Annotated in this window: 26 protein-coding genes; 23 read left to right on the forward strand and 3 right to left on the reverse strand. The window is 70.3% G+C overall.

The window, feature by feature from the left end; all coding sequences use genetic code 11:
- The first annotated feature begins 67 nt into the window (after positions 1–67).
- On the forward strand, positions 68–907 hold the full coding sequence (locus ACGFW5_RS03535; protein ID WP_393832493.1) for a serine protease: 840 nt from the start codon (positions 68–70) through the stop codon (positions 905–907).
- A gap of 192 nt (positions 908–1,099) precedes the next feature.
- On the opposite strand, the gene ACGFW5_RS03540 is transcribed toward ACGFW5_RS03535, so the two are convergent.
- On the reverse strand, positions 1,100–2,905 hold the full coding sequence (locus tag ACGFW5_RS03540; protein ID WP_393832494.1) for a chitinase: 1,806 nt from the start codon (positions 2,903–2,905) through the stop codon (positions 1,100–1,102).
- 361 nt (positions 2,906–3,266) lie between these two features.
- Here ACGFW5_RS03540 and ACGFW5_RS03545 point away from each other — a divergent pair, with 361 nt between their 5' ends.
- The 17 genes from ACGFW5_RS03545 to ACGFW5_RS03625 all read left to right on the forward strand — a co-directional run bounded on the left by ACGFW5_RS03545 (position 3,267) and on the right by ACGFW5_RS03625 (position 16,865).
- Entirely contained in the window at positions 3,267–4,202 is a 936-nt protein-coding gene (locus ACGFW5_RS03545; protein ID WP_393832495.1) for a hypothetical protein, read from the forward strand.
- 70 nt (positions 4,203–4,272) lie between these two features.
- The gene (cpaB, locus tag ACGFW5_RS03550) at positions 4,273–4,980 is read left to right on the forward strand and encodes a Flp pilus assembly protein CpaB (RefSeq protein ID WP_393832496.1); all 708 of its coding nucleotides are present in this window, start codon (positions 4,273–4,275) and stop codon (positions 4,978–4,980) included.
- A gap of 7 nt (positions 4,981–4,987) precedes the next feature.
- Positions 4,988–6,226 (forward strand): CpaE family protein, encoded by a 1,239-nt coding sequence (locus ACGFW5_RS03555; protein WP_393832497.1) that lies wholly within the window; start codon positions 4,988–4,990, stop codon positions 6,224–6,226.
- Complete coding sequence (locus ACGFW5_RS03560; protein ID WP_393832498.1) at positions 6,226–6,606, forward strand: TadE/TadG family type IV pilus assembly protein; 381 nt, start codon at positions 6,226–6,228, stop codon at positions 6,604–6,606. The genes ACGFW5_RS03555 and ACGFW5_RS03560 overlap by 1 nt, the downstream gene beginning before the upstream one ends.
- A gap of 3 nt (positions 6,607–6,609) precedes the next feature.
- Complete coding sequence (locus tag ACGFW5_RS03565; protein ID WP_393832499.1) at positions 6,610–7,002, forward strand: hypothetical protein; 393 nt, start codon at positions 6,610–6,612, stop codon at positions 7,000–7,002.
- A gap of 53 nt (positions 7,003–7,055) precedes the next feature.
- On the forward strand, positions 7,056–8,393 hold the full coding sequence (locus ACGFW5_RS03570) for a CpaF family protein (RefSeq protein ID WP_393832500.1): 1,338 nt from the start codon (positions 7,056–7,058) through the stop codon (positions 8,391–8,393).
- Between the two features lie 31 nt (positions 8,394–8,424).
- The gene (locus ACGFW5_RS03575; protein WP_393832501.1) at positions 8,425–9,360 is read left to right on the forward strand and encodes a type II secretion system F family protein; all 936 of its coding nucleotides are present in this window, start codon (positions 8,425–8,427) and stop codon (positions 9,358–9,360) included.
- Between the two features lie 45 nt (positions 9,361–9,405).
- A complete protein-coding gene (locus ACGFW5_RS03580; RefSeq protein ID WP_393832502.1) occupies positions 9,406–10,299 on the forward strand; it encodes a DUF5936 domain-containing protein in 894 nt (297 codons plus the stop codon).
- A gap of 41 nt (positions 10,300–10,340) precedes the next feature.
- Positions 10,341–11,663, forward strand: a complete 1,323-nt coding sequence (locus ACGFW5_RS03585) for a sensor histidine kinase (RefSeq protein WP_393832503.1) — start codon at positions 10,341–10,343, stop codon at positions 11,661–11,663.
- A 43-nt stretch (positions 11,664–11,706) separates the two neighbouring features.
- Positions 11,707–12,513 (forward strand): response regulator, encoded by an 807-nt coding sequence (locus ACGFW5_RS03590; protein ID WP_393832504.1) that lies wholly within the window; start codon positions 11,707–11,709, stop codon positions 12,511–12,513.
- Positions 12,514–12,623: 110 nt separating this feature from the next.
- Positions 12,624–12,878 (forward strand): hypothetical protein, encoded by a 255-nt coding sequence (locus ACGFW5_RS03595; RefSeq protein WP_393832725.1) that lies wholly within the window; start codon positions 12,624–12,626, stop codon positions 12,876–12,878.
- Entirely contained in the window at positions 12,875–13,474 is a 600-nt protein-coding gene (locus ACGFW5_RS03600) for a pilus assembly protein TadG-related protein (protein WP_393832726.1), read from the forward strand. Before ACGFW5_RS03595 ends, ACGFW5_RS03600 begins: the two co-directional genes overlap by 4 nt.
- Before the next feature lie 72 nt (positions 13,475–13,546).
- On the forward strand, positions 13,547–14,098 hold the full coding sequence (locus ACGFW5_RS03605) for a hypothetical protein (RefSeq protein WP_393832505.1): 552 nt from the start codon (positions 13,547–13,549) through the stop codon (positions 14,096–14,098).
- 7 nt (positions 14,099–14,105) lie between these two features.
- Positions 14,106–14,726, forward strand: coding sequence for an OmpA family protein (locus ACGFW5_RS03610; protein ID WP_393832506.1), 621 nt, complete (start codon positions 14,106–14,108; stop codon positions 14,724–14,726).
- 222 nt (positions 14,727–14,948) lie between these two features.
- Positions 14,949–15,164, forward strand: coding sequence for a hypothetical protein (locus ACGFW5_RS03615; protein ID WP_393832507.1), 216 nt, complete (start codon positions 14,949–14,951; stop codon positions 15,162–15,164).
- Positions 15,165–15,370: 206 nt separating this feature from the next.
- The gene (locus ACGFW5_RS03620; protein WP_393832508.1) at positions 15,371–15,847 is read left to right on the forward strand and encodes a hypothetical protein; all 477 of its coding nucleotides are present in this window, start codon (positions 15,371–15,373) and stop codon (positions 15,845–15,847) included.
- A 262-nt stretch (positions 15,848–16,109) separates the two neighbouring features.
- Entirely contained in the window at positions 16,110–16,865 is a 756-nt protein-coding gene (locus tag ACGFW5_RS03625; RefSeq protein ID WP_393832509.1) for a hypothetical protein, read from the forward strand.
- On the opposite strand, the gene ACGFW5_RS03630 is transcribed toward ACGFW5_RS03625, so the two are convergent.
- Complete coding sequence (locus ACGFW5_RS03630; protein WP_393832510.1) at positions 16,855–17,229, reverse strand: DUF192 domain-containing protein; 375 nt, start codon at positions 17,227–17,229, stop codon at positions 16,855–16,857. The two genes, ACGFW5_RS03625 and ACGFW5_RS03630, sit on opposite strands and share 11 nt — an antisense overlap.
- Positions 17,230–17,275: 46 nt before the next feature.
- Here ACGFW5_RS03630 and ACGFW5_RS03635 point away from each other — a divergent pair, with 46 nt between their 5' ends.
- Both ACGFW5_RS03635 and ACGFW5_RS03640 read left to right on the forward strand, forming a co-directional pair.
- Positions 17,276–18,079, forward strand: coding sequence for a class I SAM-dependent methyltransferase (locus ACGFW5_RS03635; RefSeq protein WP_393832511.1), 804 nt, complete (start codon positions 17,276–17,278; stop codon positions 18,077–18,079).
- An 11-nt stretch (positions 18,080–18,090) separates the two neighbouring features.
- Positions 18,091–19,656: a DUF2079 domain-containing protein gene (locus tag ACGFW5_RS03640; RefSeq protein WP_393832512.1), complete on the forward strand. Its 1,566-nt coding sequence runs from the start codon at positions 18,091–18,093 to the stop codon at positions 19,654–19,656.
- Between the two features lie 449 nt (positions 19,657–20,105).
- Here the strand turns inward: ACGFW5_RS03640 and mgrA are convergent, their stop codons facing one another.
- Positions 20,106–21,143, reverse strand: coding sequence for an L-glyceraldehyde 3-phosphate reductase (gene mgrA / locus ACGFW5_RS03645; RefSeq protein ID WP_393832513.1), 1,038 nt, complete (start codon positions 21,141–21,143; stop codon positions 20,106–20,108).
- A 136-nt stretch (positions 21,144–21,279) separates the two neighbouring features.
- Between mgrA and ACGFW5_RS03650 the strand changes: the two genes are divergently transcribed.
- From ACGFW5_RS03650 to ACGFW5_RS03660, 3 genes are all read left to right on the forward strand, one after another.
- Positions 21,280–22,041, forward strand: coding sequence for an isoprenyl transferase (locus ACGFW5_RS03650; RefSeq protein ID WP_393832514.1), 762 nt, complete (start codon positions 21,280–21,282; stop codon positions 22,039–22,041).
- Positions 22,042–22,916: 875 nt separating this feature from the next.
- Complete coding sequence (locus ACGFW5_RS03655; RefSeq protein WP_393832515.1) at positions 22,917–24,239, forward strand: PhoH family protein; 1,323 nt, start codon at positions 22,917–22,919, stop codon at positions 24,237–24,239.
- A 385-nt stretch (positions 24,240–24,624) separates the two neighbouring features.
- Complete coding sequence (locus ACGFW5_RS03660; protein WP_393832516.1) at positions 24,625–25,326, forward strand: transglycosylase SLT domain-containing protein; 702 nt, start codon at positions 24,625–24,627, stop codon at positions 25,324–25,326.
- Positions 25,327–25,477 lie beyond the last annotated feature (151 nt).

Consider the following 25,477-nt stretch of genomic DNA (forward strand, 5'->3'; position numbering starts at 1 on the left):
CAAGAATGGCGGTGCCCATGACAAGCCGAAAGATCTTCGGCACCGTCATTCAGAGGGGAACCCCCACATGAAGAAGCCTCTCGTCGGCGCGCTGCTCGGCCTGCTCCTCGTCGGAGCCTCCGCAGCCCCGGCCCTGGCCGCACCAACGGCGTCGCCCGCCAAACCCACCGTCAAGGCGGTCACCTTCGCCGGCACGGTGGCGCTGAGCAACTGCTCGGGCTCCGTGATCCGTACGCCCAGCTCGCAGCCGAGCGACCCCGCGCTCGTCCTGTCCAACGGTCACTGCCTGGAGACCGGGTTCCCCGGCCCGGGCGAGGTCATCACCGACCAGCCCTCGTCCCGCTCGTTCTCGCTCCTGAACGCCTCGGGTTCGAAGGTCGCGACCCTGCGGGCCGGCAAGGTCGCGTACGCCACGATGACCGACACGGACATATCGATCTACCAGCTCACCAAGACCTACGCCCAGATCCAGAGCAGCTACGGGATCAGCCCGCTCACCCTCAACGACACGCACCCGACGCAGGGTTCGGCCATCAAGGTCGTCTCGGGGTACTGGAAGCGCACCTACAGCTGCAACGTGGACGGCTTCGTCTACCGCCTGAAGGAGGGCGACTGGACCTGGAAGGACTCGCTCCGCTACACCTCGTCCTGCAACACCATCGGCGGGACCTCGGGCTCCCCGGTGATCGACACGGCGACCGGCAAGGTCGTCGCCGTCAACAACACCGGTAACGAGGACGGCGAGCGCTGCACGGAGAACAACCCGTGCGAGGTGGACGAGAACGGCAACGTCACCGTCCGCCAGGGCATCAACTACGCCGAGGAGACGTACATCATCGTGTCGTGCGTCGGCGCCGGCAACAAGATCGACCTGAACCGGGCGGGCTGCACCCTGCCCAAGCCGTGACGCAGTGGACCTGCGTGGGCTGCACCCCGCCCATGCCGTGACGCGGTGGACCTGCGTGGGCTGCACCCCGCCCAAGCCGTGACGTGGTGGACCTGCGCGGGCTGTATCCCGCCCAAGCCGTGACGCGGTAGACCCGATGTGACAGCGGCGCCTCCCGGGGGACCGGGGGGCGCCGCCGTCCGTCGTGCGGGGTTACGGCAGGGCGTGGACGTGCGGCCCGACCGCGTTCGACCAGGCGTTGCCCGACGTGGCGTCCCAGTTGGTGGACCAGGTCATCGCGCCGCGCAGCGTCGGGTACGTCTTGGCGGGCTTGAAGGTGCCGCAGCTCGTGCCCTTGGTCAGGCAGTCCAGCGCCGCGTTGACCACCGAAGGCGATACGTACCCGCTGCCCGCGCCGGACGTGGAGGCCGGCAGGCCGAGGCCGACCTGGGAGGGGTCGAGGCCGCCCTGGAGCTGGATGCAGGCGAGCGCGGTCAGGAAGTCGACCGTGCCCTGGGAGTAGACGTTGCCGTCGCAGCCGTTCATCGAACCGCTGTTGTAGTACTGCATGTTGACGACGGTCAAGATGTCCTTGATGTTGAGGGCGGTCTGGAAGTAGCCGCTCGACGGGGACTGCATGTCGATGGTCTGCGGCGCCATCGTGATGACCAGCTTGCTGCCGGCCTTCGCGGACAGAGCCTTCAGCGCCTGGGTCATGTACGTGGAGTTGAGGCCGTTCTCCAGGTCGATGTCGACGCCGTCGAAGCCGTACGTCTGCATCAGCGAGTAGACCGAGTTGGCGAAGTTGTTCGCCGAGGCGGAGTCGCTGACCGAGATCGTGCCGTTCTGGCCGCCGATCGAGATGATCACCGACTTGCCGGCCGCGTGCTTGGCGGCGATGTCGGCCTTGAACTGGTCGACGGTGTACCCGCCGAGCCCCTTGGTGTCGAGGGTGAAGCTCACCGCGCCCGGCGTGCTGGTGGCGTCGGCGAAGGCGACCGCGATGATGTCGTAGTTCGCCGGCACATCACTGATCTTCTGAACGGTGGCGCCGTTGTTGAAGTTCTGCCAGTAGCCGGTCACCGCGTGCTTGGGCACGCTTCCGCCGCCCGGGTTCCCGCCGGAGGCCGAGGTGGTGCCGGTCACCGCCGCCGACTTCGGGGACTCGCCCGCGGCGTTGGTCGCGCTCACCTGGAACTGGTACGAGGTCGACGCGCTCAGCCCGGTCACGGTCGCCGAACTGCCCGTCACCGACTGCACCTTGGTGCCGCCCTGATAGATGTTGTACCCGGTCGCGTCGGACACCGCGCCCCACGACAGGTTCACCGAGGACGAGCTCACCGAGCCGACCGCGAGGCCGCCGGGCGCCGCCGGGACCGTCGGAGCCGGGTCGCCGCCCCCGCCGCCGTCGGGCCCGTACACGGAGAGGTCGTCCGCGAAGTACGCGCTCTGGCCGTACCAGCCGTGCGTGTAGATCTGCACCGAGGTGGTGGAGGCGCCGGTCTTGAACGTGGTGGACAGCTGCCCGTAGCCGCCGCCGGTGCCGGGCGTCCAGGTCGACACGTCGGTGGTGCCGGTGCCGCCGGCGCCGAGGTAGACGTAACTGCCCTGCACCCAGGCGCTCAGCGTGTACGTGGAGTTGGGCTTGACCGCGACGGTCTGTGAGCACTGCGCGGTGTCGGACCCCGAGGGGGTGGCCTTGAGGGCGGCGGCTCCGCCGTGCACGGGCGAGGAGACGGCGGCGCCGCTCCCGGCCGAACAGTTCCAGCCGCCGAGGCCCGACTCGAACCCGGCGTTCTTGACGTTGTTGACGTCGGCCGCCTGAGCGGTGCCGGAGAGCCCGGCTATGGACAGAGCACCGGCCGCGGCCACGGCCAGGGCGAGTCTTGCATGTCTCGCGCGGTTCACTTGCTGCCTCCGGGAGGGGAGCGGGGAGGGTGGGCAGGGGTGAGGAGGGCAGGGGGGTGGAAGCGGGACGGCGTACGAGGTGGGGGCGTCGTCGTCCTGGTCGCACAACATGGTCCAGACCAATTGGGTTGTCAAGACTTCGCGCGGAGGCGGGGGGCGGGGATGCGGGCGAGGAGGCGGGGAGCGGCCGCCTCAAGGCCCCGCCGTCGGGGCGCGGGACGCGAAGGATCAATTCCGGCCGCCGCACTGGCCGACTTCGTACGCAACTGCCGTCCCGCCCGTACCAAATCCAGCCGCGCAGGCACACAGGAAAGGAGAAGACGGTTCTCCCGCCGGTAGGTCGTGGATAAAGTGCTGAGACAGGTGGGAAATGCAGGGATCAGTTGCGGTCGTGAGGGCTCGCACAGGCTCGCGCGTCCAAGGGAACGGGGGCCGCGGTGGCGACCGCGATCAGTGAACGGGGGCCCGTGACATGCCGACCGCGATAGCCGTCACCAGCCCCGACCTGGTGCTCGCGCCGACCGACCCGCAGACGCCGCTCGCGGCCCTGCTCCAGTCGCCGCACGCGCAGCCCCTGGACGCGGCGCTCGTCGACATGCACCGTCTCCTGGAACAGCACGGCTACGTCATCGCCCTCTATCCGGCGTCGCTTTCCGCTGCCCATGAACACCGGCTGCATACGGTTCGCTCGCTTCTGGAAACCGATCGCCTCACGCTGATCAAATCTCCTTTGCCGCCCCTTGGACTCGCCGTCCTGGTAAGGCAGTTGAGGCAGCTCTCGGTCTGCGACTTCAGTCCCGGCGTCATGGCGTCGGCGGCCCGGCTGCTCTCCCACTACATCCACGCGGGCGCCGTGCTGAACTCCGTGGCCCGGCTGGAACGCGTCCCGGTGGGTCTCACCGCGCACGCCAGGTCCTGGATGCCCGGGAGTCAGTTCGCCGTCCTGGCCAACCCGGAACCCCAGCTCATCAAGGTCGGCTCGGCGGGCGCCCTCACCGGACCCGACTTCGCCTGCCACCTCCTGGTGGCCAAGGGCGCCGTCGGCGCGGACTGGGTCGCCGAAAGCCTCGCTCCGGCCTGGCGGACCGGCGCCGTGCAGGAGGCCGCGCCGCCCGCCGACTCCGCCGCCTGGTGGGGCGCCGGCAAACTGACCGAATTCGTCGCCCACCTCCCGGACATCTCGGTCCTCTACCAGCTCGTCGCCTCCGTGCGGCGCGAGCAGTGCCGCTGGTGCGCCATGGAACTCATCGGCGACCGCTGCGGCTTCTGCGCCTCGCGGCAGCCGGCCGACGAGGAGTACGGCGGTCCGTACGGCGCCGCCGCGCTCAGCCCCGTCCCCGCCTCCGCCCACCACGCCCGGCCCCTCACCCGGGCCGAGCGCCGCCGCGCCATCGCTCCGGGACCCTGACTCCAACGCGCCTCAGCAGCACCGCACTTGCCCGCTCTGCCCCACGTCAGCGAACGAGGTCGTACGGTCAATGAACTCCCGCCAGCGCCGCGGCATCATCCTTCTCCTCCTCTCGGTCCTGTGCGCCCTCGGCGCCTTCGCCGGAGTGCTCGCGGTGATCAGCGACGTGGACTCCAAGGTGGGGCCTGAGGTGACGGCGTACAAACTCAAGGACGACATAGACGCCTACGCGCCGCTGCGGGCCGCGCAGTTCGAGAAGACCCGCATGCCCAAGCGCTGGCTCTCCCAGGGCGCCGTGACCGACCTCTCCGACGTCGTCGGCAAGATGGCCGCCACCCACCTCACCAAGGGGTCACTGCTCCAGGACGGCATGTTCACCGACCGGCCCCAACTCAAGCCGGGTGAACAGGAGATCGCCATCATGATCGACGCCTCGACCGGGGTCGCCGGAAAGATCAACGGAAACGACAGCGTCAACATCTTCGCCACGTTCGCCGCCACCAAGCAGGGTGACACCCCCGAGTCCAAGCTCATCGTGGCGAACGCCCGGGTCATCCAGGTCGGCGCCGTCCAAGCGCTCAACCCCGGCTCGTCCGACAAGAACCAGGCCACCCAGGCCGTCCCCATCACCTTCGCCCTCAGCACCCTTGACGCCCAACGGGTCGCCTACGCCGAGTCGTTCGCCACCCATGTCCGCCTCGCGCTCGTCGGCCGCGGCAACGGCGACAGCACGATCCCGCCCGGTGACCGTACGTACCGGCTCGAAAAGGACCAGTGAGGTGCGGATGACCACTCGAATCCTGCCGGCCGTCGCCGACGCGGACGCCGCCCGGTCCGTCACCACCCTGCTCAGTCAGCTCCCCGACGCCGAACCCGCCGTGCCCGTCGGCGACTCCACCCAGCTCCTGGACACCCTCGCCAGGCTCGCCGGCGAGTCCCTGGACGAACTCCCCGAAGTCGTCCTGGTCCACGAACGCATCGGTCCCGTCCCCGCCCTCGATCTGATCCGCGAGGTCGCGCTGCGCTTTCCCGCGATCGGCGTCGTCCTGATCTCGTCCGACGCCGGGCCCGCCGTCTTCTCCGCCGCCATGGACTCGGGCGCCCGCGGCCTCGTCGCGCTGCCCCTGTCGTACGAGGAGCTGGCGGTACGCGTCCAGGCGGCGGCCCAGTGGTCCGCGGGCGTACGCCGCCACCTGGGGGCGAGCCTCGACGTCTTCGCCGGGCCCGGCGGCACCGTCACCACCGTCACCGGAGCCAAGGGCGGCGTCGGCACCACCCTCGTCGCCGTCCAACTCGCCCTCGCGGCACGGGCGTCGGGCCGCACCACCGTGCTGCTCGACCTGGACCTCCAGGCGGGCGACGTGGCCTCCTACCTCGACGTCCAGTTCCGGCGCTCCATCGCCGACCTCGCCTCGATCACCGACATCTCGCCGCGCGTCCTGGCCGACGCCGTCTTCAACCACGAGAGCGGCCTCGCCCTGCTGCTCGCCCCCGGCGAGGGAGAACGCGGCGAAGAGGTCACCGACCGGGCCGCCCGCCAGATCGTCGGCGCCCTGCGCACCCGCTACGAGGCCGTCATCGTGGACTGCGGCACCCAGATGACGGCCGCGAACGCCGCCGTGGTGGAGATGGCCGACGTGGCGCTGCTCGTCACCACGCCCGACGTCGTGTCCGTACGGGGCGCCAAACGCACCGTACGGATGTGGGACCGGCTCCAGATCCGCAAGGCCGAGGAGACCACCACCGTGGTCAACCGGCACACCCGCACCACCGAGATCCAGCCCCCGCTCGTCCAGAAGATCACCGGCACCCGCGTCGCCCAGACGTCCGTGCCGGCCCACTTCAAGGAGCTCCAGTCCGCCGTGGACGCGGGCCGGCTTCACGACCTGGACCAGAAGAGCACCGTCAAGCAGGCCGTGTGGGCGCTGGCCGGAGAGCTCGGCCTCCTCAAGGCCCCCGAGGGCAGGGCGAAGGCGCGGGCCGCCCGGGGCTCCGGGCTCGTCCTGCGGCGCAGGGGGAGCTGATGCGGGGTTCCGGGCGGATCCCCAGGGGCGAGCGGGACCGGGGGCAGACCGTCATCGAGTTCGTCGGCGTGGTCCCGCTGATCCTGCTGCTGCTCGTCGCGCTGTGGCAGTGCGCGCTGGTGGGCTACACCTTCGTGCTCGCGGGCAACGCGGCGGACGAGGGGGCGCGGGCGGGGGCGGCTGCGGAGGGCGGGGACGGGGCGTGCCGGGCGGCGGCGCTGCATGAGGTGCCGTCGTCCTTCGAGGGCGTCCCGGACTGCCACGCCGACGGGACCGGCATGTACCGGGCCACCGTCACCCTGAAGATCCCGATCCTGATCCCGGGCGTCCTGAACAGTTACCCCGTCCACGGCACCGCCGCCCATGTGAAGGAGCGCTGAGCCGTGCGCAGCCGTACGCAACCAGGGCGCGACCGGGGCCAAGTGGCCCTGGAATACATCGGGTTCATCGCCATCCTGCTGTTCGTGGGGCTCGCCGCGATCCAGCTGGGCATCGCCGCGTACGCCGCGAACCAGGCGGGCACGGGGGCGCGGGCGGCGGCGCGGGCGGCGAGTCTGGACGATCCCGGGCCGGGTGAGCCCACGCTGGACGCCGGTGCCGCCGCAACGGCCGCGGTCAGCGACTGGCTCCACCCGAAGGTCACGGCCGCCGGGGGCGGCGGGGACGCGGTTGCCTACACCGTCACCATCACGATCCCCAGCGTCATCCCCGGCATCTCCGACTTCGGCACGACGACCCGCACGTCCACCATGCCGAAGCTCCAGCACCACAACTGACCCGACCCGACCCGACCCGACCTGACCCGACCCGAGACGAGTGGAGACGAGACATGAGTCTGCGGGCACGGATCGCCGCCCCCGAGGAGAGCGGCGCCGGGCGCGAGGACGGCCATCTGGTCGCCTCCTACCGGGCCAAGCTCCTGGAGGAGATCGACCTCGCCGAGATGTCCTCGCTGGCCGCCGCCGAGCGCCGGGCGCGCCTTGAGCGGGTGCTGGGGCACATCATCAGCCGCGAGGGCCCGGTGCTCTCCACGACCGAACGGGCCCAGCTGATCCGCCGGGTCGTCGACGAGGCGCTGGGCCTGGGCATCCTCGAACCGCTCCTCGAAGACGCCTCCATCACCGAGATCATGGTCAACGGCCCCGACCAGATCTTCGTGGAGCGCGGCGGGCGGGTGGAGCAACTGCCGCTCCGGTTCGCCTCGCACGAGCAGCTGATGCAGACCATCGAGCGGATCGTGTCGACCGTCAACCGCCGCGTGGACGAATCGAACCCCATGGTCGACGCCCGGCTACCCTCCGGCGAGCGGGTCAACGTGATCATTCCGCCGCTCTCGCTGACCGGCGCGACGCTCACCATCCGGCGCTTCCCGAGGTCGTTCACGCTCCAGGAGATGATCACCTTCGGCTCGCTCGACGAGCACATGCTGCTGCTGCTCGCCGGGCTCGTACAGGCCCGGTTCAACATCATCGTGTCGGGCGCCACCGGCACCGGCAAGACCACGCTCCTGAACGCCCTGTCCGGTCTGATCCCGCCGCACGAGCGCATCATCACCATCGAGGACTCCGCCGAGCTCCAGCTCCAGCAGGCCCACGTCATCCGCCTGGAGTCACGCCCCCCGAACGTGGAGGGCAAGGGCCACATCTCCATCCGCGACCTCGTACGCAACTCGCTGCGCATGCGACCCGACCGGATCGTGGTCGGCGAGGTCCGCGGCGGCGAATCGCTCGACATGCTCCAGGCGATGTCCACCGGTCACGACGGCTCGCTCGCCACCGTCCACGCCAACAGCGCCGAGGACGCCCTGATGCGCCTCCAGACGCTCGCCTCGATGTCGGAGGTCGAGGTCCCCTTCGAAGCCCTGCACGACCAGATCAACTCGGCCGTCGACGTCATCGTGCAGCTCACCCGGCATGCCGACGGCGCCCGCAAGATCACCGAGATCGCCCTGCTCGAATCGCACGGCCGCGACCCGTACCGCATCACCACCGTCTGCCGCTTCGACGCCCAGCCGATGGCCGCCGACGGCCTCATCCACGGCCGTTTCCAGTACTTCCCGCTGCCCCGCCGCGTCGCCGACCGCCTCTACCTCGCCAACCAGCCGGTCCCGCAGGCGTACGGAGTCGCGTCGAGCACGGAACAGCTCGCCGTCCGCCACACCAACTGAGCCCGCACGCCAACCGACAGGGAACGCGCAGATGAATCTCTCCTTCCTCACGCTCGGCGTCACCCTGCTCGCCGGGGTGCTGGCGGTCCTGGGGCTGCGCTCCTACGGGGCGGGCCGCGCCCAGCGCGAAGCCCTCATCGACCGGCTCAGCAACCCCGGCGCCCGGTCCGCCACCGGCCGGCACCGCCCCTTCCGCGGCGTGGACCGCCGACTGCGCGGCACGAAACTGGGCCACCGCATCGAACGGAAGCTGGCCGCGACCGGCCTCGATCTGACCCCCGGCGAATTCTTCGTCGCCATGCTGGCCGGGGTGGCCGCGCTGTGGCTGATCGCCGCGGCCGTCCTCGCCTCGTTCTTCGGCCCCCTCGCGGGCCTCGCCGGCCTGTGGGGTGCCAACTCCTTCCTCAACTGGCAACGCCAAAAACGCATCGAGCGGTTCATCAACCAGCTTCCCGAGCTCTCCCGCATCCTCGCCAACGCCACCCAGGCCGGCCTCGCGCTGCGGACCGCCATCGCCATGGCCGCCGAGGAGATGGAGGCCCCCGCCGGCGAGGAGCTGGGCCGGGTCACGGACCGGCTGGCCGTCGGCGAATCCCTCGACGACGCGCTCGGCGAGATCGCGGACCGGCTCCCCTCACGCGAACTGGTCGTGCTGGTCACGACGTTGGTGCTCGCCAACCGGGCCGGCGGCACCGTCGTCAGCTCGCTGCGCAACCTCACCAGCACCCTGGAGGAGCGCAAGGAGACCCGGCGCGAGGTGCGCACGACACTGGCCCAGGTGACGGTCACCGCGTACGCCGTGCCCGGATTCGGGATCGCCGCGCTGCTCATGCTGAACGCGGTGATGCCGGGCGCGCTCGACCGCATGACGGGCGCCTTCCTCGGCCAGGCGGCGGTCCTGGTCTCGATCGCCCTGTACGCCCTCGGATTCTTCGTGGTCCGCCGCCTGTCCCGCATCGACGTATGAGCCGTCACCACAGCCACCGGTACGAGAGAGGGGAGTGAGCGGCACATGGGACTGCTCTTCGCGGCCCTGATGGGCCTGAGCGTGTACGGGATGTTCCTCGGCATCCGCATGTACCGGGCCGAGGTGAAGCTCCCGAGCGACCTCGCGGTGGCCCTGGAGGTCGGCGCGACGCGCACCACGGCCGTCGGCTCGGCCGTCGACCGGATCGGCATGCGCTGGGCGCCCGCCGTACTGCGGATGATGGGCCCCGAAAGGGTCGCCAGGAAACGCCGCCAGATCGACCTCGCGGGCAACCCCGGCGGGCTCACCGTCGACCGGTACGCCGCCCGCCGCGCGGTGTACGGCGCGCTCGGCGCGGTGGCCGCGCTGGTCATGCTGCTCGAAGGGCACTGGATCATCGCCCTGGTGATGGTGGCGTTCGCCCTGTTCTGGGTGGAGGCCGGCATCTGGTCGGCCGTCCGGGTCCGCCGCGACCACATCGAACGCACCCTGCCCGACTTCCTGGACGTCCTGGCCGTCGTCGTCAGCGCGGGCCTCGGCTTCCGTCAGGCCCTCGACCGTGTCGCCGACAAGTACGAGGGGCCCTGGGCCGACGAGCTGCGCATCACCCTGCGCCAGATGGACATGGGCGTCAGCCGCCGTCAGGCCTTCGAAGAGCTGCGCAAGCGCAACGACTCCGAACAGGTCGCCATGTTCGTGACCGCGCTCCAGCAGGGCGAGGAGCTGGGCGCGCCCATCGTCGAGACACTGATAGCGATCGCCGCCGACATGCGCCGCACCGACGCGCAGAACGCCCGCCGCAAAGCGGCCCGCGCGGTCCCCAAGGCCACCTTCGCCGTGACCACCTTTCTGCTGCCGGGCACCCTGATCCTGCTCAGCGTCGGGTTCGTGTACGGAGCGAACCTGGACTTCGGCGGTTTCCTCGGCGGCCCCAAGTGAGCCTTCAACTGACGCTGGGTACAGAATGGTTGTGGTTGCCCATGACGCGTCGCGGAACGACGGACCCGGCACCGCCCCCCGCCCTCGCCCTCCAGGTCAACGCGCTCCAGGCGATGTGCCGGCAGGTGTTCGGCTTCCGTCTGGCCATGATCGCGATAGGCGCGCCCTTCGCGCTCGCCGGCGCCGCCGATGGGGCGCCCGGGCTGCTGGTGGGCTCCGCGGTCCTGGTCACCTTCATGGGCTCGTACGTCCTGTTCCGCGACTGGGAACGCTTCGGGCCGCTGCTCCTGAACCATCCCTGGCTGCTCGCGGTCGACGCGGTGTTCGGCGCGCTGCTCCTGGTCACGGCGACGCCCGAGTCCCCCCTCGGCTACGTCACCGTCTGCACCCCGCTCCTGGCGGGCCTGGTCTACGGCTGGCGCGGCGCGGGCATCTTCGCGGGCCTCCAGGTGGCGATCCTGGCCCTGGTGTACGCGACCGGCCGGCACTCCCAGCCGGCCGACACGTCCGCCCTGCTGCTGCCCGGCTTCTGCGTGATCGTGGGGGCGGCCGGAGTGACCATCCGCAACCTCCTGTTCCGCTTCGGCGCCGCGAGCCAGGCCCTCACGGAGACCCGGGCCCGCCTGGCCGTGCACGACGCGGTCGAGGAGGAGCGGGCGCGCCTGGCCCGGGACATGCACGACTCGGTGGCGAAGACCCTGCACGGCCTGGCCCTCGCCGCCGACGGCCTGGCCGCGTCCGCCGACCGCATGGACCCGCCCGCGGTCCGCCACCGGGCCGAACTGGTGGCGCGGGCCGCGCGCCGGGCGGCAGCGGAGTCCCGCGAACTGCTGGGAGACCTCAGGCGCGTACAGGGAGAGGTGGACATCCTGCCCGAACTGGCGTCCGCTGTAAGGGACTTCACCCGACGTACTGGCGTGCCGGCGCGCTGGACGGCGCTCGGAGCCGTGCCGGCACCCCTGCTCCCGGCGGGGGCGGCCCGCCAGCTTCTGACCATCGCGAACGAGGCGATGGACAACGCCCACCGGCACGCGGGGCCGGCCCGCGTCGAGGTGACGGCGGGTGTCGAGGTGACGGCGGGTGTCGAGGCGACGGCGGGCGCCGAGGTGACGGCGGGCGTCGAAGGCGCCCTGTTTCGCCTCAGCGTCAAGGACGACGGCCGGGGCCTGCCGCCCTCCACCACCCTCGACGACCTCAAACGCGACGGCCACTTCGGCCTGGTGGGCATGGTGGAGCGGGCGGCGGCCATGGGCGCGCGCATCAGAGTGGGCCGGGGCGGCGCGGAGCGAGGAACAGAGGTACGCGTCGAACTCCCTTTACCCAACGGCCCCTTGGCGTCTCCTCCCGAGTCGCCGCCATCCTGACGCAACCGTGCGACCCTCGTGAAACCTGTGGAAGGGAGGCGTCATGCAGGACGACATCGCGTACGGCCCGGCCCGGTGGCGGGCCGGGCAGGACCGGGCGCCGGGCGCCGAGGCGTGCGCGGCGGTACGGCCGCTGCGGATCGTCGTCGCGGACGACAACCCGGTCGTACGGGCGGGCCTCGCCGCGCTGCTGCACGGCCGCCACGACATCGAGGTGGCCGCGGAGGCCGCCGACGGCCGCCAGGCCTACGAGGCGGCGCTGCGCCACCGCCCGGACGTGATCCTGCTGGACGTCCGCATGCCGGGCGTCGACGGCATGACGGCTCTCCCGCACCTGGTGCGCCTTGCTCCGGTCATGATGCTGACGTACAGCCGGGAGAGCGAGACCGTACGGGAGGCCCTGCGCCTGGGCGCCGGGGGATACCTGGTCCACGGGGAGTTCACGGCGGACGAACTGGCCGCGGCGGTACGGGGGATGCGGGAGGGGGTTGCCGCCTTCACCGCCACGGCGGCGAACGCCCTGCTCGCCCATGTACGCGAGCAGCCGGCCCCGCACCCGGCGGTCGCCATTTCCGCACCATCCCTTTCGCAACTGCAACCGTTTGTGGCACAGTCTTCAACTGCACGGCGAGTGGAACCGATGCGGAACAGGGAAGTTTTCGGGCTGAGTTCGCGGGAGACCGAGGTGATGGAGTTGATCGCGGCGGGCATGAGCAACCAGCAAATCGCGGCCACGTGCTTCATCAGCGAGAAGACGGTCAAGAACCACATCAACCGCATCTTCGCCAAGCTGCACAGCGCCACCCGCGGCGAGGCCATCGCCCGCTGGCTGGGGGGCCGCCATGCGTAACCCCCGTATTTGGGCCCGGGTTTGGGCCCCTGGACCCTCGGTGGCCACCGCGGCCCCGGTCTACGTTCCCGGTGACGTACGCGATGCCGCAACCGGAGGAGAGCCGCGAGATGCCGCAGGACACGCTGCTGAGGACCGCCGTCGCTGCGCAGATGCGGGTGGCCGGCTGGAGGAACACGACGGTGGCCCGAGCCCGACGCCGCTACGCGGCAGCGGACCGGCAGCGGGGGCAGACGTCGTTCGAGTACCTGGGGATCATTCTGGTGGTGGTGGCGATCATCGGCGGGATTATGGCGACGGGGATCGGGAGCGAGATCACCACCAAGATCAAGGAGCAGATCACCAAGATCAAGGCCGGCGGCTGACTTCACGATTTCACGGTGACCAAGGGCAGGCTTTCCCCATCTACGTCGTGATGGTGGCGGGTCTGCTCTTCCTTGCGTTCGCCTTCTTTGCGGTCGGACAGGCGTCTGCCACGCGTAACGGCGCCCAGGGGGCAGCCGATTCGGCGGCGCTCGCTGCCGCGCAGCGTGCCCGTGAGGAGTTGGGGCCGAAGGTTCTCCTCGCGCTCACCACACCCGGCGGTCTCGATGACATCTTCAAGGATGACGGAGCCATCGCGCTTGCCCATGACGAAGCTGTGAATTTCGCCGCGCGGAACCACGCCGACCTCCGCGAATGGGATCCTCAACCCGGTGGTGTCGGACAGTTCAGGTTCACCGTGGGTGTCCGGACCCAGTACACCGTCGGCAAGACAGTGATCCCCGGCACCGAACAGGACCACGCGACTGCCGATGCCACGGCGGTCATCCAGCTGCGCTGCGGTCTTCCGCCGAGTAACGGTGACGGGAACGATCCCAAGCCGCCGCCTCCCGTCACGATCACATGTGACGGCAAGGACATGCCGGTCGATCCCCTGCCCGACCTGGAGAAGATCTTCACCGTGAAACTGGTCGACTGACAGCGAGTGACGAGCAGAGGAATGACACCGATGAGTGTTCGGCATACGTTGAGGCCCCGGAACGGGGCCGTGGTGGCGGTGGTCGTCGCTCTGGCGTTCACCGTCTCTGGATGCGGCGACGGCGGTAAGGACGACAAGCCGCACGCGGATGCTTCGTCGCAGTCGTCGGCCACGTCTTCCGATCCTGGCCGGCAGGCGGACGCATCGGTCTCGCCTCCCGCTACGGCCAAGCTCGCGGAGTCCACCGGGGAGGGCGGCGTCGTCCTCACCATCAACAGTGTGAAGCGCGATACGGGCGGGTTCCTCACGGTCGCAGGACAAGTGAAGAACACCGGGGGTGACGACTTCGTCGCCACGTCGCCCTGGGCCGGCACGGAGCGGGATGTGCTGGCGAGCGGTGATTCGGTCGCCGGTGCAACACTGGTCGACAAGGTCGGAAAGAAGCGGTACTACGTCTTGCGCGATACGGGCGGCAAGTGCCTTTGCACCATGGGGATTTCCAGCATCAAGGCCGGCCAGAGCACTCCCTTCTTCGCTCAGTTCCCCGCCCCACCCAACGGCACCAAGGAAGTCGACTTCCAGCTTCCGACCTTCCCCACCATGACCGTTCCCGTCTCCGGGTGATCGCGCCATGACCAGAACCCGGCACGCAGCCGCAGCATTCGCCGCCGCGCTCGTTCTGACCGTCGGCGCGGGCGCCGCGTACGCCGACGATACGCCGAGCAGCCCCCCACTGCCCGGCACCGAGGCGACGTCCGACCCCTCGATGAAGGTCGACGGGACCTCACCGAACCTGAAGCTCCCCGAGGGCGGCACGCTAGCGGCGCCGAAGGTGCTGGACATCAAGTCGATCGTCGAGGACCAGGGCGGTGAGGAACGGCGCTCCGACACCAACACCAGCGTGACGTTCGCGTTGCAGGCGGAGGTGCTGTTCGCGATGGACAGCGCGGCCCTGTCGCCCGACGCCAATGACCGCATCCAGGGCATCGCCGCGGAGGTCAAGAAGCAGAAGGCGACCAGTGTCCGTGTCTTCGGCTTCACCGACAACCTCGGTACGCACGAGCACGGCGTGGTCCTGTCGAAGGAACGCGCGGACGCGGTCCAGAAGGCGCTCTCCCTCTCCCTCGGCCCCGATGTCACCTTCGAGATCCGGGGGTACGCCGAGGACTACCCGATCTCGGACAACTCCACGGAGGACGGCCGCAAGAAGAACCGCCGCGTGGAGGTCAGCTTCACCCGGAGCGGCGGCTAGTCGTTCGACGTCGCACACGTCTGCCCGCGGCGGAATGTGAGGTCGGGGCGCCGCCGCACCGCGACTGCCTGAGTACGGATACTCAGGCCGCTTGAGTGATCGCACGGACGTCGGGGGCCGCTCTGCTCGGTTAACGTCCGTCCCGCCAGCCTCAATGAGCGCAAAGGCAGCCGGGTGACGCGGCCTCCGAGGTCACGCTTGGCCGAGGGGGAGGAGCCACGCGTGGCGTGGGACGAGTGGGAGCAACTGAAGGCCCAGGCGGCCGATCGGCACAGCACCCGCATGCAGATCAATCTCGCGGGATGGAAGTGGGGCGTCAACACGTGGAACGGTGTCCCGTACGACGCCGGGTACATCGAGTCGATCCCCTCTGACGAATCGTTCGGAGCGCATCGCGTGGATGTCGACACGAGCGGGCGCAGCGACTACTGGAACTAGGACTCGCACTCGCTGAAGAACCAGGCATGGGTCGTAGTGGGCCGCTACAACCGCGTAGAGGAAGACGACTAGATGCTGAGCCGCACCCGCACCCGCACCCGCACCCGCACCCGCACCTGCACCGGACGACCTTCCGCAAGCGCGCAGCAAGCGCTTTGTCTGTGTCCCTCGGCGCCCTACTCTTCGCGACAGGATGTGCTGACGACGTGTACAGCAACCCCGCCAACACTCCAGAGACCCTGTCCGTGGGAAAGGCGCGCGAGAAGACCAGCAGTGTGTCCAGTCAGATTCTCGAAATGATGGGGATCAAGGAGGGGAAGGTGACGGAACCGGGCCCGGGTATCTCCCCGTGCGAGGGATATCCGAGCCACCTGTACCGGGCCAACCATCCTTGGTCCGTCTATTCTGTCTTTTCCGAAGAGGTGCTGCGGAACGGATTTCAGCGGCTGCGCGAAAATCTGCCCAAGGGTGGATGGAAAATCGTCGAATACGGTCCGAACAAGAGCAAAGCGAAGACTCTCGAACTCACCGCTGATTCGATGAAGGATCGCTACTCGATCAATGCCGAACTGGTGGTGTCCAGCCCGGGAGCCGGTAAGGAATCCAACCCGCTCATCTTGGTTACCGTGACATCGGGCTGCTTCCGCGCCCCCGAGGGGACGAAGCTGGACCAAGAGTTCTGACCCCGACTCGTGCGGAACGGTTCGACGCCCGGGGCTCCGCTTCCCCGAGGCTCGGCCGCACCGGCCCGCACCGGCCCGCACCGGCCCGCACCGGCCCGCACCGGCCCGCCCCACCCGCCCAACCGGGCGCCCCAGCCCATGAGTTGGATTCGCTCTCGTCCGGGTACCCGGGACACGTCGGGTGTCGGCGGTTTTCGTCGCGCGGAATTTGGGCGGGGCAGGACCCAGCCAATCCACAGGAGTGGTTGTTACGGTGCTGGGTATGAAGCCAAGGCTGCTACGGAGCCGTGCGGCGACGGCCGGGGTGTGTCTCGTCGCGCTTGCCGCCGCGGCCTCGTGCGGGCCTGCTCAGGGGGGTGGCAAGGGCGAGGGCGGTTCGGTCCGTGACACCGGGGCCGCGCCCGGCGCGAGCGCCACCACGCAGGTGAAGGCGGCGCCCGGCGTGCTCACCGGCGACCAGCTCGCCGCGGCCGCGCTCGTGACCGGTGACGTCAAGGACTTCGCGGCCGAACCCCTGGAGGGCGGCGCCCCCACCGGCAGCTCCCGGACCTCGAAGCCCGAGTGCATGCCCTTCGTGGCCGTCATCAACGGCACCCCGCAGCCCGCGCCCTCCGCGACCGTCTTCCGACGGCTCGTGAACACCACCGAGGACGGCCAGGCCGACCAGACCGTCGTCACCGAGGTCCTGGGCGCCCACCCCGAGGGGGCCGCCGACGTGCTGCGCCGGCTGCGTACCGCCGTCGAGGCCTGCGCCGACGGGTTCACCACCAGGGGCGGCGACCTGGAGCCCTCGGCGTTCTCCGAGGTCAAGGAGCTGCCCACGCCGGACGTGGGCGACGAGGCCATCGCGTACGAGCTGATGGGCGTCGCCCAGGGCGACCCCGTGCCGATGGTGTTCCAGGTGGTGCGCAGCGGGACGACGGTCGTCACGTACTACGCCGTCGACGTCACCGGGGACGACACGCCCCAGATCCCGTCCCAGCTCGCCGTTGCGCAGGCGGCCAAGCTCAAGTCCTGAGATCCTGACCGGTCGCGACCGAGACGACGACGCCCGGCCGCAGCCCCCAGCCCGCCATCGCGCCCGCCTCCGCCTCCAGGACGTGCCGCGCGCGCGGCCGCAGCGCCCCGAGCCGGCCCGGCGCCATGGTGCGTACCGCGATGACCCGCAGGTGCCGGTCCAGGTGGGCCACGTCGATCGCGAAGCGCATCCGGAAGGTGTGCACACTGCTCGCCGGGGTCAGCAGGAGCGCGCCCTCGATGCCGTCGCGGCCGAGCAGGCCCCGCGTGCGGGCCCCGTAGGACGCGGCGATCTCCAGCAGAACCGTCACCCCGGCGCCGTCGAGCACGCTCAACTCGCCCGTTCCGTCCCTCCATCGGCCCATGGATAAACGGTAGTGGCTCGCGGGGCCGCCGCGTAGGGTCCGCAACATGGGCCGAAACATCAGGAACCACAACAACCGTCCCTTCGAGGAACTGATCGACGAGGCCGCGTCCGTCTCCGTCGACGGCTGGGACTTCTCCTGGCTCGACGGCCGGGCCACCGAGGAGCGGCCGTCCTGGGGGTACGCCCGTGCGATGGCCGGGCGGATGGCAAGGGCGACCGCCGCGCTCGACATCCAGACCGGCGGCGGCGAAGTCCTGGCCGCCGTGCCGCAGCTGCCGCCGCTCGCCGTCGCGACGGAGGGCTGGCCCCCGAACGTCGCCCGCGCCACCGGCCTGCTCCACCCGCGCGGAGTGGCCGTCGTCGCCGACGAGGACAAGCCGCCGCTGCCGTTCGCCGACGGCGCCTTCGACCTCGTCGTCAGCCGGCATCCCGTCACCACCTGGTGGGGCGAGATCTCCCGCGTGCTGTCCCCTGGCGGCACCTACTTCTCCCAACAGGTGGGCCCGGCCAGCGTGTTCGAGCTCGTCGAGTACTTCCTGGGGCCGCAGCCGCCCGAGGTGCGCGGCGGGCGCGACCCCGGCAAGGCGCGCAAGGAGGCGGAGAGTGCGGGGCTCGAAGTCGTCGATCTGCGGCCTGAGAAGCTGCGCACCGAGTTCAACGACATCGGCGCCGTCGTCTACTTCCTGCGCAAGGTGATCTGGATGGTGCCCGGCTTCACCGTCGACGAGTACCGCGACCAGCTGAAGGCGCTCGACGAGCAGATCCGTACCGAAGGCCCCTTCGTCGCGCACACGACACGGTTCCTGATCGAGGCGCGGAAGCCGCTGAGGCCGACGCGGGCTGCTTAGCATCGGGGCATATGGGGACAATCGCCGATCAACGAGTAGGGCGGCGCACGCAGCCGCCGAGCGCGCCCGTACTCGCCCTCTCCCGCATCCCGCGCGTACGCCTCGGCAGGCCCGCCCTCCTGTGGTGGGGGTGGGCCTGCGCGCTCTTCGCCCTGTACGCGACCGTCTCCGCCCGCCGTCAGGCGCTGGTCCGCACCACCGGCTACGACCTCGGCATCTTCGAGCAGGCGGTCCGCGCCTACGCCCACCTCCGCGCACCCGTCGCGCCCCTGCGCGGCGACGGCTTCAACCTCCTCGGCGACCACTTCCACCCCGTGCTCGCCGTCCTCGCCCCCCTCTACCGCCTCGCCCCTTCCCCGTACACGCTGCTCCTGGCGCAGGCCGCGCTGCTCGCGCTCGCCGTGGTGCCGCTCGCCCGGCAGGCCGCGCGGGTCATCGGCCGCCGAGCCGCCCATGTCATCGCCTTCGGGTACGGGCTGAGCTGGGGCATCGCCTCCGCGGTCGGCTTCGACTTCCACGAGGTCTGCTTCGCGGTGCCGCTGGCCTCGTACGCCCTCGAAGCGCTGGCCCGCGGACGGTGGCGGCGCGCGGTCGCCTGGGCCGTGCCGCTGCTCCTGGTCAAGGAGGACCTGGGGCTCACGCTCGCCGCGATCGGCGCGTACGTGGCCTGGCGCGGACCGCGCCGGCTGGGCCTTGCGATTGCGGCGCTCGGCCTGCTGGGCAGCGCGCTCGCCTTCACGGTCCTGATGCCGTTCTTCAACCCGACGGGCACCTACGCGCACGCCGCGAACCTCGCGCCCGCCCACCACTCGCCGCTCACCACGCTCCTGCTGGCGCCGCTTGACGCGGTGCGCCCCGAGGTGAAGGCGACCACCCTCGTCCTCGTCTTCGCCCCCGCCGCGCTCATCGCCCTGCGCTCCCCGCTGGCCCTGATCGCCGTGCCCACCCTCGGCTGGCGGATGCTGTCCGCCAACGCCTTCCACTGGGGGACCGCCTTCCACTACACGGCCGTCCTGATGCCGGTCGTCCTCGCGGCCCTCACCGACGCGCTGCGACCGTACGCCGCCGCCGGCGATCCGCTGTCCCGGCGCCATGTGCGGGCCTCACTCGCGACGGTCCTCGCCGTCACCCTCGTCCTCGCGCCGTCCTTCCCCCTCGCCCAGCTCGCCCACCGCTCCACCTGGCGCACCGACCCGCACGTCCTCGCCGTACACGGCCTGCTGCGGCGCATCCCCGACGGCGCGACCGTCGCCGCCTCCAACCGCCTTGCGCCCCAGCTGACTTCACGCACCACAGTCGTCCTGTTCCCGGCCTTCCCGGTGGCGGGCAGGCTGTACGAGAGGGACCGCTCCATCCCGCGCCCCACGGCACAGTGGATCGCCTACGACCGCCGGCCTCCGCAGTCCTGGCCCTATCCGCCCGGCCCCTGGCCCTATCCGGCGGAGCGTCAGGAGCACGAGTACGCCCTGGCGCTCGCGAGGTACGGATACGTACGGGTGGCGCAGGCGGACGGCGTCTTCCTCCTGCGGCTCCGCCGTGCGGGCGCCCCCGGATGCGCCTCCTCGTGCACGCGCTGACACCGGACGGTCACAACGCGCCGCCCCGCCTGCGCCAGTGGGGTGAAGCTCACCCGGAGGGGATTTCCGCGGGCCGGGACCGGCCTCCGGGGGCGCCCCCGCCCGGCCGCGACCCCTCTGACCTGCACGGTCAAGATCGGGCCCGGCGGCTGGGTCACCCCTGCGGGGGACCGCGACACCGTACTGGCCCGGCTCCGGAGCGTAGTTCTGTGGCGCCGTGGCACCCAGCAGCACTTACGAAGGGTTATGGTGGAAACCCCCCCTCGGGCCGGTCCGTATCCCCCCCACGGACCGGCCCGTTTTTTCTTTTCCGGGCCCCGGACACACGTCCCCGGCCGGCCCGGACACACGTCCCCGGCCCGCCCGGACACACGTCCCCGGCCGGCCCGGGCGGGGTCCCGGCCGACGCCACAACCGTCGCCCCGCGCCCGCCCCGCCCCCGCTCCGTCTCAGCTGCGCGCGGCCCAGATGTTCGTGCCCTCGGTGTCCACGGCGAAGGTGTCGATCTCCTTCAACTCCGCGTCGGTGAGCGCCGGTCCGGCCAGCGCCGCCACGTTGTCCTCCAACTGCTTGACGCTGGAGGCGCCGATGAGCGCGGACGTCATGCGCGGGTCGCGCAGCACCCAGGTCAGCGCCAGCTGGGCGAGCGACTGGCCGCGCCGGGCGGCGATGTCGTTCAGGCCGCCCAGGCGGCGCACCACGTCGTCGGAGAGCAGGTCCGGATCGAGGGACTTGCCCTGGCTGGCGCGGGAGCCCTCCGGGATGCCCTTGAGGTACTTGTCGGTGAGCAGGCCCTGGGCGAGCGGCGCGAAGGAGATGCAGCCCATGCCGGCCGCCTCCAGGGTGTCGAGCAGCCCGTCCTGCTCCGTCCAGCGGTTGATCATCGAGTACGAGGGCTGGTGGATCAGGGCGGGCACCCCCATCTCGCGCAGCATCCGCGCCGCCTGCCCGGTCTGCTCGCTGGTGTACGAGGAGACGCCCACATACAGCGCCTTGCCCTGCTGGACGGCGGAGGCGAGCGCGCCCATCGTCTCCTCCAGCGGAGTGTGGGGGTCGAAGCGGTGCGAGTAGAAGATGTCGACGTGGTCGAGGCCCATGCGCTTCAGCGAGGCGTCGAGCGAGGACATCAGATACTTGCGCGAACCCCACTCGCCGTAAGGCCCCGGGTGCATCAGATAGCCGGCCTTGGTGGAGATGACGAGCTCGTCCCGGTACGGGGCGAAGTCCTGGCCGAAAATCGTGCCGAAGTTCAGCTCGGCCGAGCCGGCCGGCGGACCGTAGTTGTTGGCCAGGTCGAAATGGGTGACCCCCAGGTCGAAGGCGCGGCGCAGGATCGCGCGCTGGGACTCCAGGGCCCGGTCGTCGCCGAAGTTGTGCCACAGGCCGAGCGAGACGGCGGGGAGTTTGAGGCCGCTGCGGCCGGTGCGGCGGTACTCCATGGAGTCGTAGCGGCCGGGGGCGGCGAGGAAGTGGAGGGATTCAGTCACGTTTCCCTGCTTATCACGGACTTGTGACAGACCGAGTTGGGCCGCCATGACCCGTCCGCAGTACTGTGCTTTCCCTGGGGCGGCCGGTGTGCGGGGCGGCGGCGGGCCCCTGGAAGGCAACGAGAGGGTGAAATCGGTGAGTTTGCGCGACCTGGTCTACAGGCTCTATGCGCGCCGGGTGGAAGGCCGCCTCGACCACGACCAGGTGCCCAAGCACATCGGCGTCATCCTGGACGGCAACCGGCGCTGGGCCAAGGCATCGGCCCGCAGCCCCGAGCAGGGCCACCAGGCCGGTGCCAGCAAGATCCAGGAACTGCTCGGCTGGTGCGCCGAGACGGATGTCGAGGTCGTCACCCTCTGGCTGCTCTCCACCGACAACCTGGACCGCCCCGAGGACCAGTTGACCCCGCTGCTCGGCATCATCGAGGACGCGGTGCGGGACTTGGCGGCGGACGGGCGCTGGCGCGTCCACCACGTCGGCAACGCGGATCTGCTGCCGGGGCACACCCAGTCCGTGCTCAAGGAGGCCGAACAGGCCACGCACGACATCGACGGGATACTGGTCAACGTCGCCGTCGGCTACGGCGGACGCCAGGAGATCGCGGACGCGGTCCGCTCGCTCCTGCTTGAGCACGCGGCGAAGGGTACGTCCTTCGAAGAGCTCGCGGAGATCGTCGACGTCGAGCACATCTCGGAGCACCTGTACACGCGGGGCCAGCCCGATCCCGACCTCGTGATCCGCACGAGCGGTGAGCAGCGGCTCTCCGGGTTCATGCTGTGGCAGTCGGCGCACTCCGAGTACTACTTCTGCGAAGTGTTCTGGCCGGCCTTCCGCAAGGTGGACTTTTTGCGGGCCCTGCGTGATTATGCTGCGCGGCATCGGAGGTATGGCACCTGAGGGTGCCGCTTCGGGTGTGCTTCGGGTGCGCTTTCGGGTGCGGGCCGTGCGTGGCTGGTCGCGCAGTTCCCCGCGCCCCTGTCAGCGCTGATGCCGACCCGCACCGGCCACCTCAGCCTGCTGGGCTGTTCGGTGCCGGGCTGCGTGGGTCACCTCAGCCTGTCCGGCGATTGAGGACGAGCGCCGTTCAGGCGCGAACGGGGTTTGGGGCGGAGCCCCAAGGGGTCGGCTTGTGCGTGCGGGCCGTGCGTGGCTGGTCGCGCAGTTCCCCGCGCCCCTGACTACTCGGCGCCGGGCGGCACGCACACCTCAGCCTGCTGGGCTGTTCGGTGCCGGGCTGCACCGGGCACCTCAGCCTGTCCGGCGATTGAGGACGAGCGCCCTTTAGGCGCGAACGGGGTTTGGGGCGGAGCCCCGGCGACCCCGGCTCCAGGGTGCGGGCCGTGGTGGGGCACCCGCGCAGTTCCCCGCGCCCCTGACTACTCGGTGCCGGCCCGCACCGGGCACCTCAGCCTGTCCGGCGATTGAGGACGAGCGCCCTTCAGGTGTGAGCGGGTGGCAGGGCTTGGTGCCGGCCGGCATGTGGGGGCGGAGCCCCAGGGGGAACTCCAGGCATATGACGGGGCATGGCTTCGCGTGTTCGAGGGCATAACCCCACCAGGTCGACGCCCGGTCCACGGGCGTCGGATCTCAGTGGGCGGCAGCAATGCCACCCGCCCGGGAGGCCCTTTGCACCAGGACGACCGCGCACCGCGCGCGGGCGACGTGGAGGGCCGGAGCTCGGCCCGCGCAGCGCGGTCGAAGCCCGGTCCCCGTTTCCGCGACGCCGTCGCACCCCGTTCTCATGCGCCTCTTACGAGGGGGTACGTCCTTCCGTGGTGACCAGCACAAAGCGCCGCATGCCCGACCGGCGCACCTACGTCCTCGACACCAGCGTCCTGCTGGCCGACCCCAAAGCGATGACCCGGTTCGAGGAGCACGAAGTGGTGCTCCCCATCGTCGTGGTCACGGAGCTGGAGGCCAAGAGGCACCATCCCGAGCTCGGTTACTTCGCCCGGCAGGCACTGCGCCTGCTCGACGACTTCCGGGTCCGGTACGGACGCCTCGACGCCCCCATCCCCATGGGGGAGCTCGGCGGCACCCTCCGTGTCGAGTTGAACCATTCCGATCCCGGCGTCCTGCCCGCCGGCTACAGGTTGGGGGACAACGACTCCCGGATCCTCGCCGTCGCCCGCAATCTCCAGGCGGAGGGATACGACGTCACCGTCGTGTCGAAGGACCTCCCGCTCAGGATCAAGGCGTCGTCGGTGGGGCTGCTCGCGGAGGAGTACCGCGCGGAACTGGCCATCACCGACTCCGGCTGGAACGGCATGGCCGAACTGCCGCTCAGCGGTGAGCAGGTCGACCTCCTGTTCGAGGAGGAGAGGCTGTACGTTCCGGAGGCCGCCGAGCTCCCCGTCCACACCGGGCTCGTGCTGCTCTCCGAGCGCGGCAAGGCGCTCGGCCGGGTCGCGCCGGACGGGAACGTCAAGCTCGTACGGGGCGACCGCGAGGCGTTCGGCATCCACGGCCGCAGCGCCGAGCAGCGCATCGCGCTCGATCTGCTGCTCGACCCCGAGATCGGCATCATCTCGATGGGCGGCCGGGCCGGTACCGGCAAGTCGGCGCTCGCGCTCTGCGCCGGCCTGGAAGCCGTCCTGGAGCGCAGGCAGCACAAGAAGGTGATGGTCTTCCGGCCGCTGTACGCGGTGGGCGGCCAGGAACTCGGCTATCTGCCGGGCTCCGAGGCCGAGAAGATGGGCCCCTGGGCCCAGGCCGTCTTCGACACGCTGTCCGCGGTGACGAGCCGTGAGGTCATCGAGGAGGTCACCTCGCGCGGCATGCTCGAAGTCCTGCCGCTCACCCACATCAGGGGCCGCTCCCTGCATGACGCCTTCGTGATCGTGGACGAGGCGCAGTCACTGGAACGGAACGTTCTGCTGACCGTTCTGTCCCGGATCGGGGCCAATTCCCGGGTGGTGCTCACTCATGACGTGGCCCAGCGCGACAACTTGAGGGTCGGCCGGTACGACGGTGTCGTGGCGGTCGTCGAAAAGCTGAAGGGACACCCGCTGTTCGCGCATGTCACCCTCACCCGGTCCGAGCGATCGCAGATCGCCGCCCTGGTGACCGAAATGCTGGAGGACGTCTCGATCTGAGGCAGTACCGACCAGTTGGCGCCGTCCGGCGAGCGCAGCAGCCTAGCCGGGCGGCGCTTTCCTGTGCGAGGAGTTGGCGAAAATTATGGGCGCGGGCCAGGTGTGAGGTTTCACACGCAACGCGGAATTGCTTAGCGGCGTCCGCTTCCGGCAGAGTCTTGCATCCGTCAGGCCCCGCATACGGCACCCCTGTATCCCGGGTACCTCGGTACCCACGCAACTCCATAGCTGAGCCGTATGCCGCCCGCGCATCACGCGGCACTTCCCGCAAGGGAGTTGTCCATCGGGTCAGTTCCTCCCGTGACCCTGTAGTTGGGAGGAGAGAGCCAGGGGCACGATCGCGTTCGCGAGGTCACCCGTGCGGACGCTGCTGGAAGGAAACCGTGTGAGCCGGATCTCGGTCCGGGGATTCGCGGTGGCGTCTGCCACTGCGGTCACCACAGTTGGCGCCGTCGTCGGCGTTGCCGCGGGAAGTCCCGCCGCCGCTTCGAACGACAACTTCGAGGCCACCGCGGCCGACACGACGCTGCTCGCGGATCTCCCCGCCGGCCAGCAGGCCCAGGTGCAGACCGCGTCCCTGACGCAGCAGGCGGACGCCCAGGCCTCGCAGGCCAGCGCCGCGGCGAAGAAGTCCGCCGAGGAGGCCGCGCGCGTTCAGGCCGCCCAGGCCGCCAAGGACAAGAAGGACGCCGCGGACAAGGAGAAGGCGGACAAGGACGCCAAGGCCCGCGACCTGGAGACCCAGGCCGCAAGCCGCTCGGCGAGCCGCACCGACTTCGCGGTCAAGAGCTCCTACTCGGTCTCCGAGATCCAGTCGATCGCCCGGCAGATCGTCCCCGCCGGTCAGTTCCAGTGCTTCAGCCACATCGTGAACAACGAGTCGAGCTGGAACTACCAGGCCACGAACTCCGGTTCCGGCGCGTACGGCCTCGTCCAGGCGCTGCCCGGCAACAAGATGGCGTCGGTCGGCTCCGACTGGCAGACCAACCCGGCCACCCAGATCAAGTGGGGCCTCAACTACATGAACGAACGCTATGGCAGCCCCTGCGGCGCCTGGTCGTACTGGCAGTCCCACAGCTGGTACTAGAGATCGGCCGGTAGTTGGGTCGGCCCGGCGGACGAACGCCCGGGGCCGCGCAACCTTTCGGAGCCCCGCACCGTCCTTCGGTGCGGGGCTCCGCCCGTGTACGGTCAACTTCGGACAGCACGGGGGAGAGCTCGGTGGGGAGACTCAGCGG

Source organism: Streptomyces sp. NPDC048416 (genome assembly GCF_043200435.1).
Classification (GTDB): Bacteria; Actinomycetota; Actinomycetes; order Streptomycetales; family Streptomycetaceae; genus Streptomyces.

What these genes read in the sequence shown, in the direction of transcription:
- ACGFW5_RS03535 (WP_393832493.1), top strand. Translation starts at nt 68, where the DNA reads ATGAAGAAGCCTCTCGTCGGCGCGCTGCTCGGCCTGCTCCTCGTCGGA.
- ACGFW5_RS03540 (WP_393832494.1), bottom strand. Translation starts at nt 2,905, where the DNA reads ATGTTGTGCGACCAGGACGACGACGCCCCCACCTCGTACGCCGTCCCG.
- ACGFW5_RS03545 (WP_393832495.1), top strand. Translation starts at nt 3,267, where the DNA reads ATGCCGACCGCGATAGCCGTCACCAGCCCCGACCTGGTGCTCGCGCCG.
- cpaB (WP_393832496.1), top strand. Translation starts at nt 4,273, where the DNA reads ATGAACTCCCGCCAGCGCCGCGGCATCATCCTTCTCCTCCTCTCGGTC.
- ACGFW5_RS03555 (WP_393832497.1), top strand. Translation starts at nt 4,988, where the DNA reads ATGACCACTCGAATCCTGCCGGCCGTCGCCGACGCGGACGCCGCCCGG.
- ACGFW5_RS03560 (WP_393832498.1), top strand. Translation starts at nt 6,226, where the DNA reads ATGCGGGGTTCCGGGCGGATCCCCAGGGGCGAGCGGGACCGGGGGCAG.
- ACGFW5_RS03570 (WP_393832500.1), top strand. Translation starts at nt 7,056, where the DNA reads ATGAGTCTGCGGGCACGGATCGCCGCCCCCGAGGAGAGCGGCGCCGGG.
- ACGFW5_RS03575 (WP_393832501.1), top strand. Translation starts at nt 8,425, where the DNA reads ATGAATCTCTCCTTCCTCACGCTCGGCGTCACCCTGCTCGCCGGGGTG.
- ACGFW5_RS03580 (WP_393832502.1), top strand. Translation starts at nt 9,406, where the DNA reads ATGGGACTGCTCTTCGCGGCCCTGATGGGCCTGAGCGTGTACGGGATG.
- ACGFW5_RS03585 (WP_393832503.1), top strand. Translation starts at nt 10,341, where the DNA reads ATGACGCGTCGCGGAACGACGGACCCGGCACCGCCCCCCGCCCTCGCC.
- ACGFW5_RS03590 (WP_393832504.1), top strand. Translation starts at nt 11,707, where the DNA reads ATGCAGGACGACATCGCGTACGGCCCGGCCCGGTGGCGGGCCGGGCAG.
- ACGFW5_RS03595 (WP_393832725.1), top strand. Translation starts at nt 12,624, where the DNA reads ATGCCGCAGGACACGCTGCTGAGGACCGCCGTCGCTGCGCAGATGCGG.
- ACGFW5_RS03610 (WP_393832506.1), top strand. Translation starts at nt 14,106, where the DNA reads ATGACCAGAACCCGGCACGCAGCCGCAGCATTCGCCGCCGCGCTCGTT.
- ACGFW5_RS03625 (WP_393832509.1), top strand. Translation starts at nt 16,110, where the DNA reads ATGAAGCCAAGGCTGCTACGGAGCCGTGCGGCGACGGCCGGGGTGTGT.
- ACGFW5_RS03630 (WP_393832510.1), bottom strand. Translation starts at nt 17,229, where the DNA reads ATGGGCCGATGGAGGGACGGAACGGGCGAGTTGAGCGTGCTCGACGGC.
- ACGFW5_RS03635 (WP_393832511.1), top strand. Translation starts at nt 17,276, where the DNA reads ATGGGCCGAAACATCAGGAACCACAACAACCGTCCCTTCGAGGAACTG.
- ACGFW5_RS03640 (WP_393832512.1), top strand. Translation starts at nt 18,091, where the DNA reads ATGGGGACAATCGCCGATCAACGAGTAGGGCGGCGCACGCAGCCGCCG.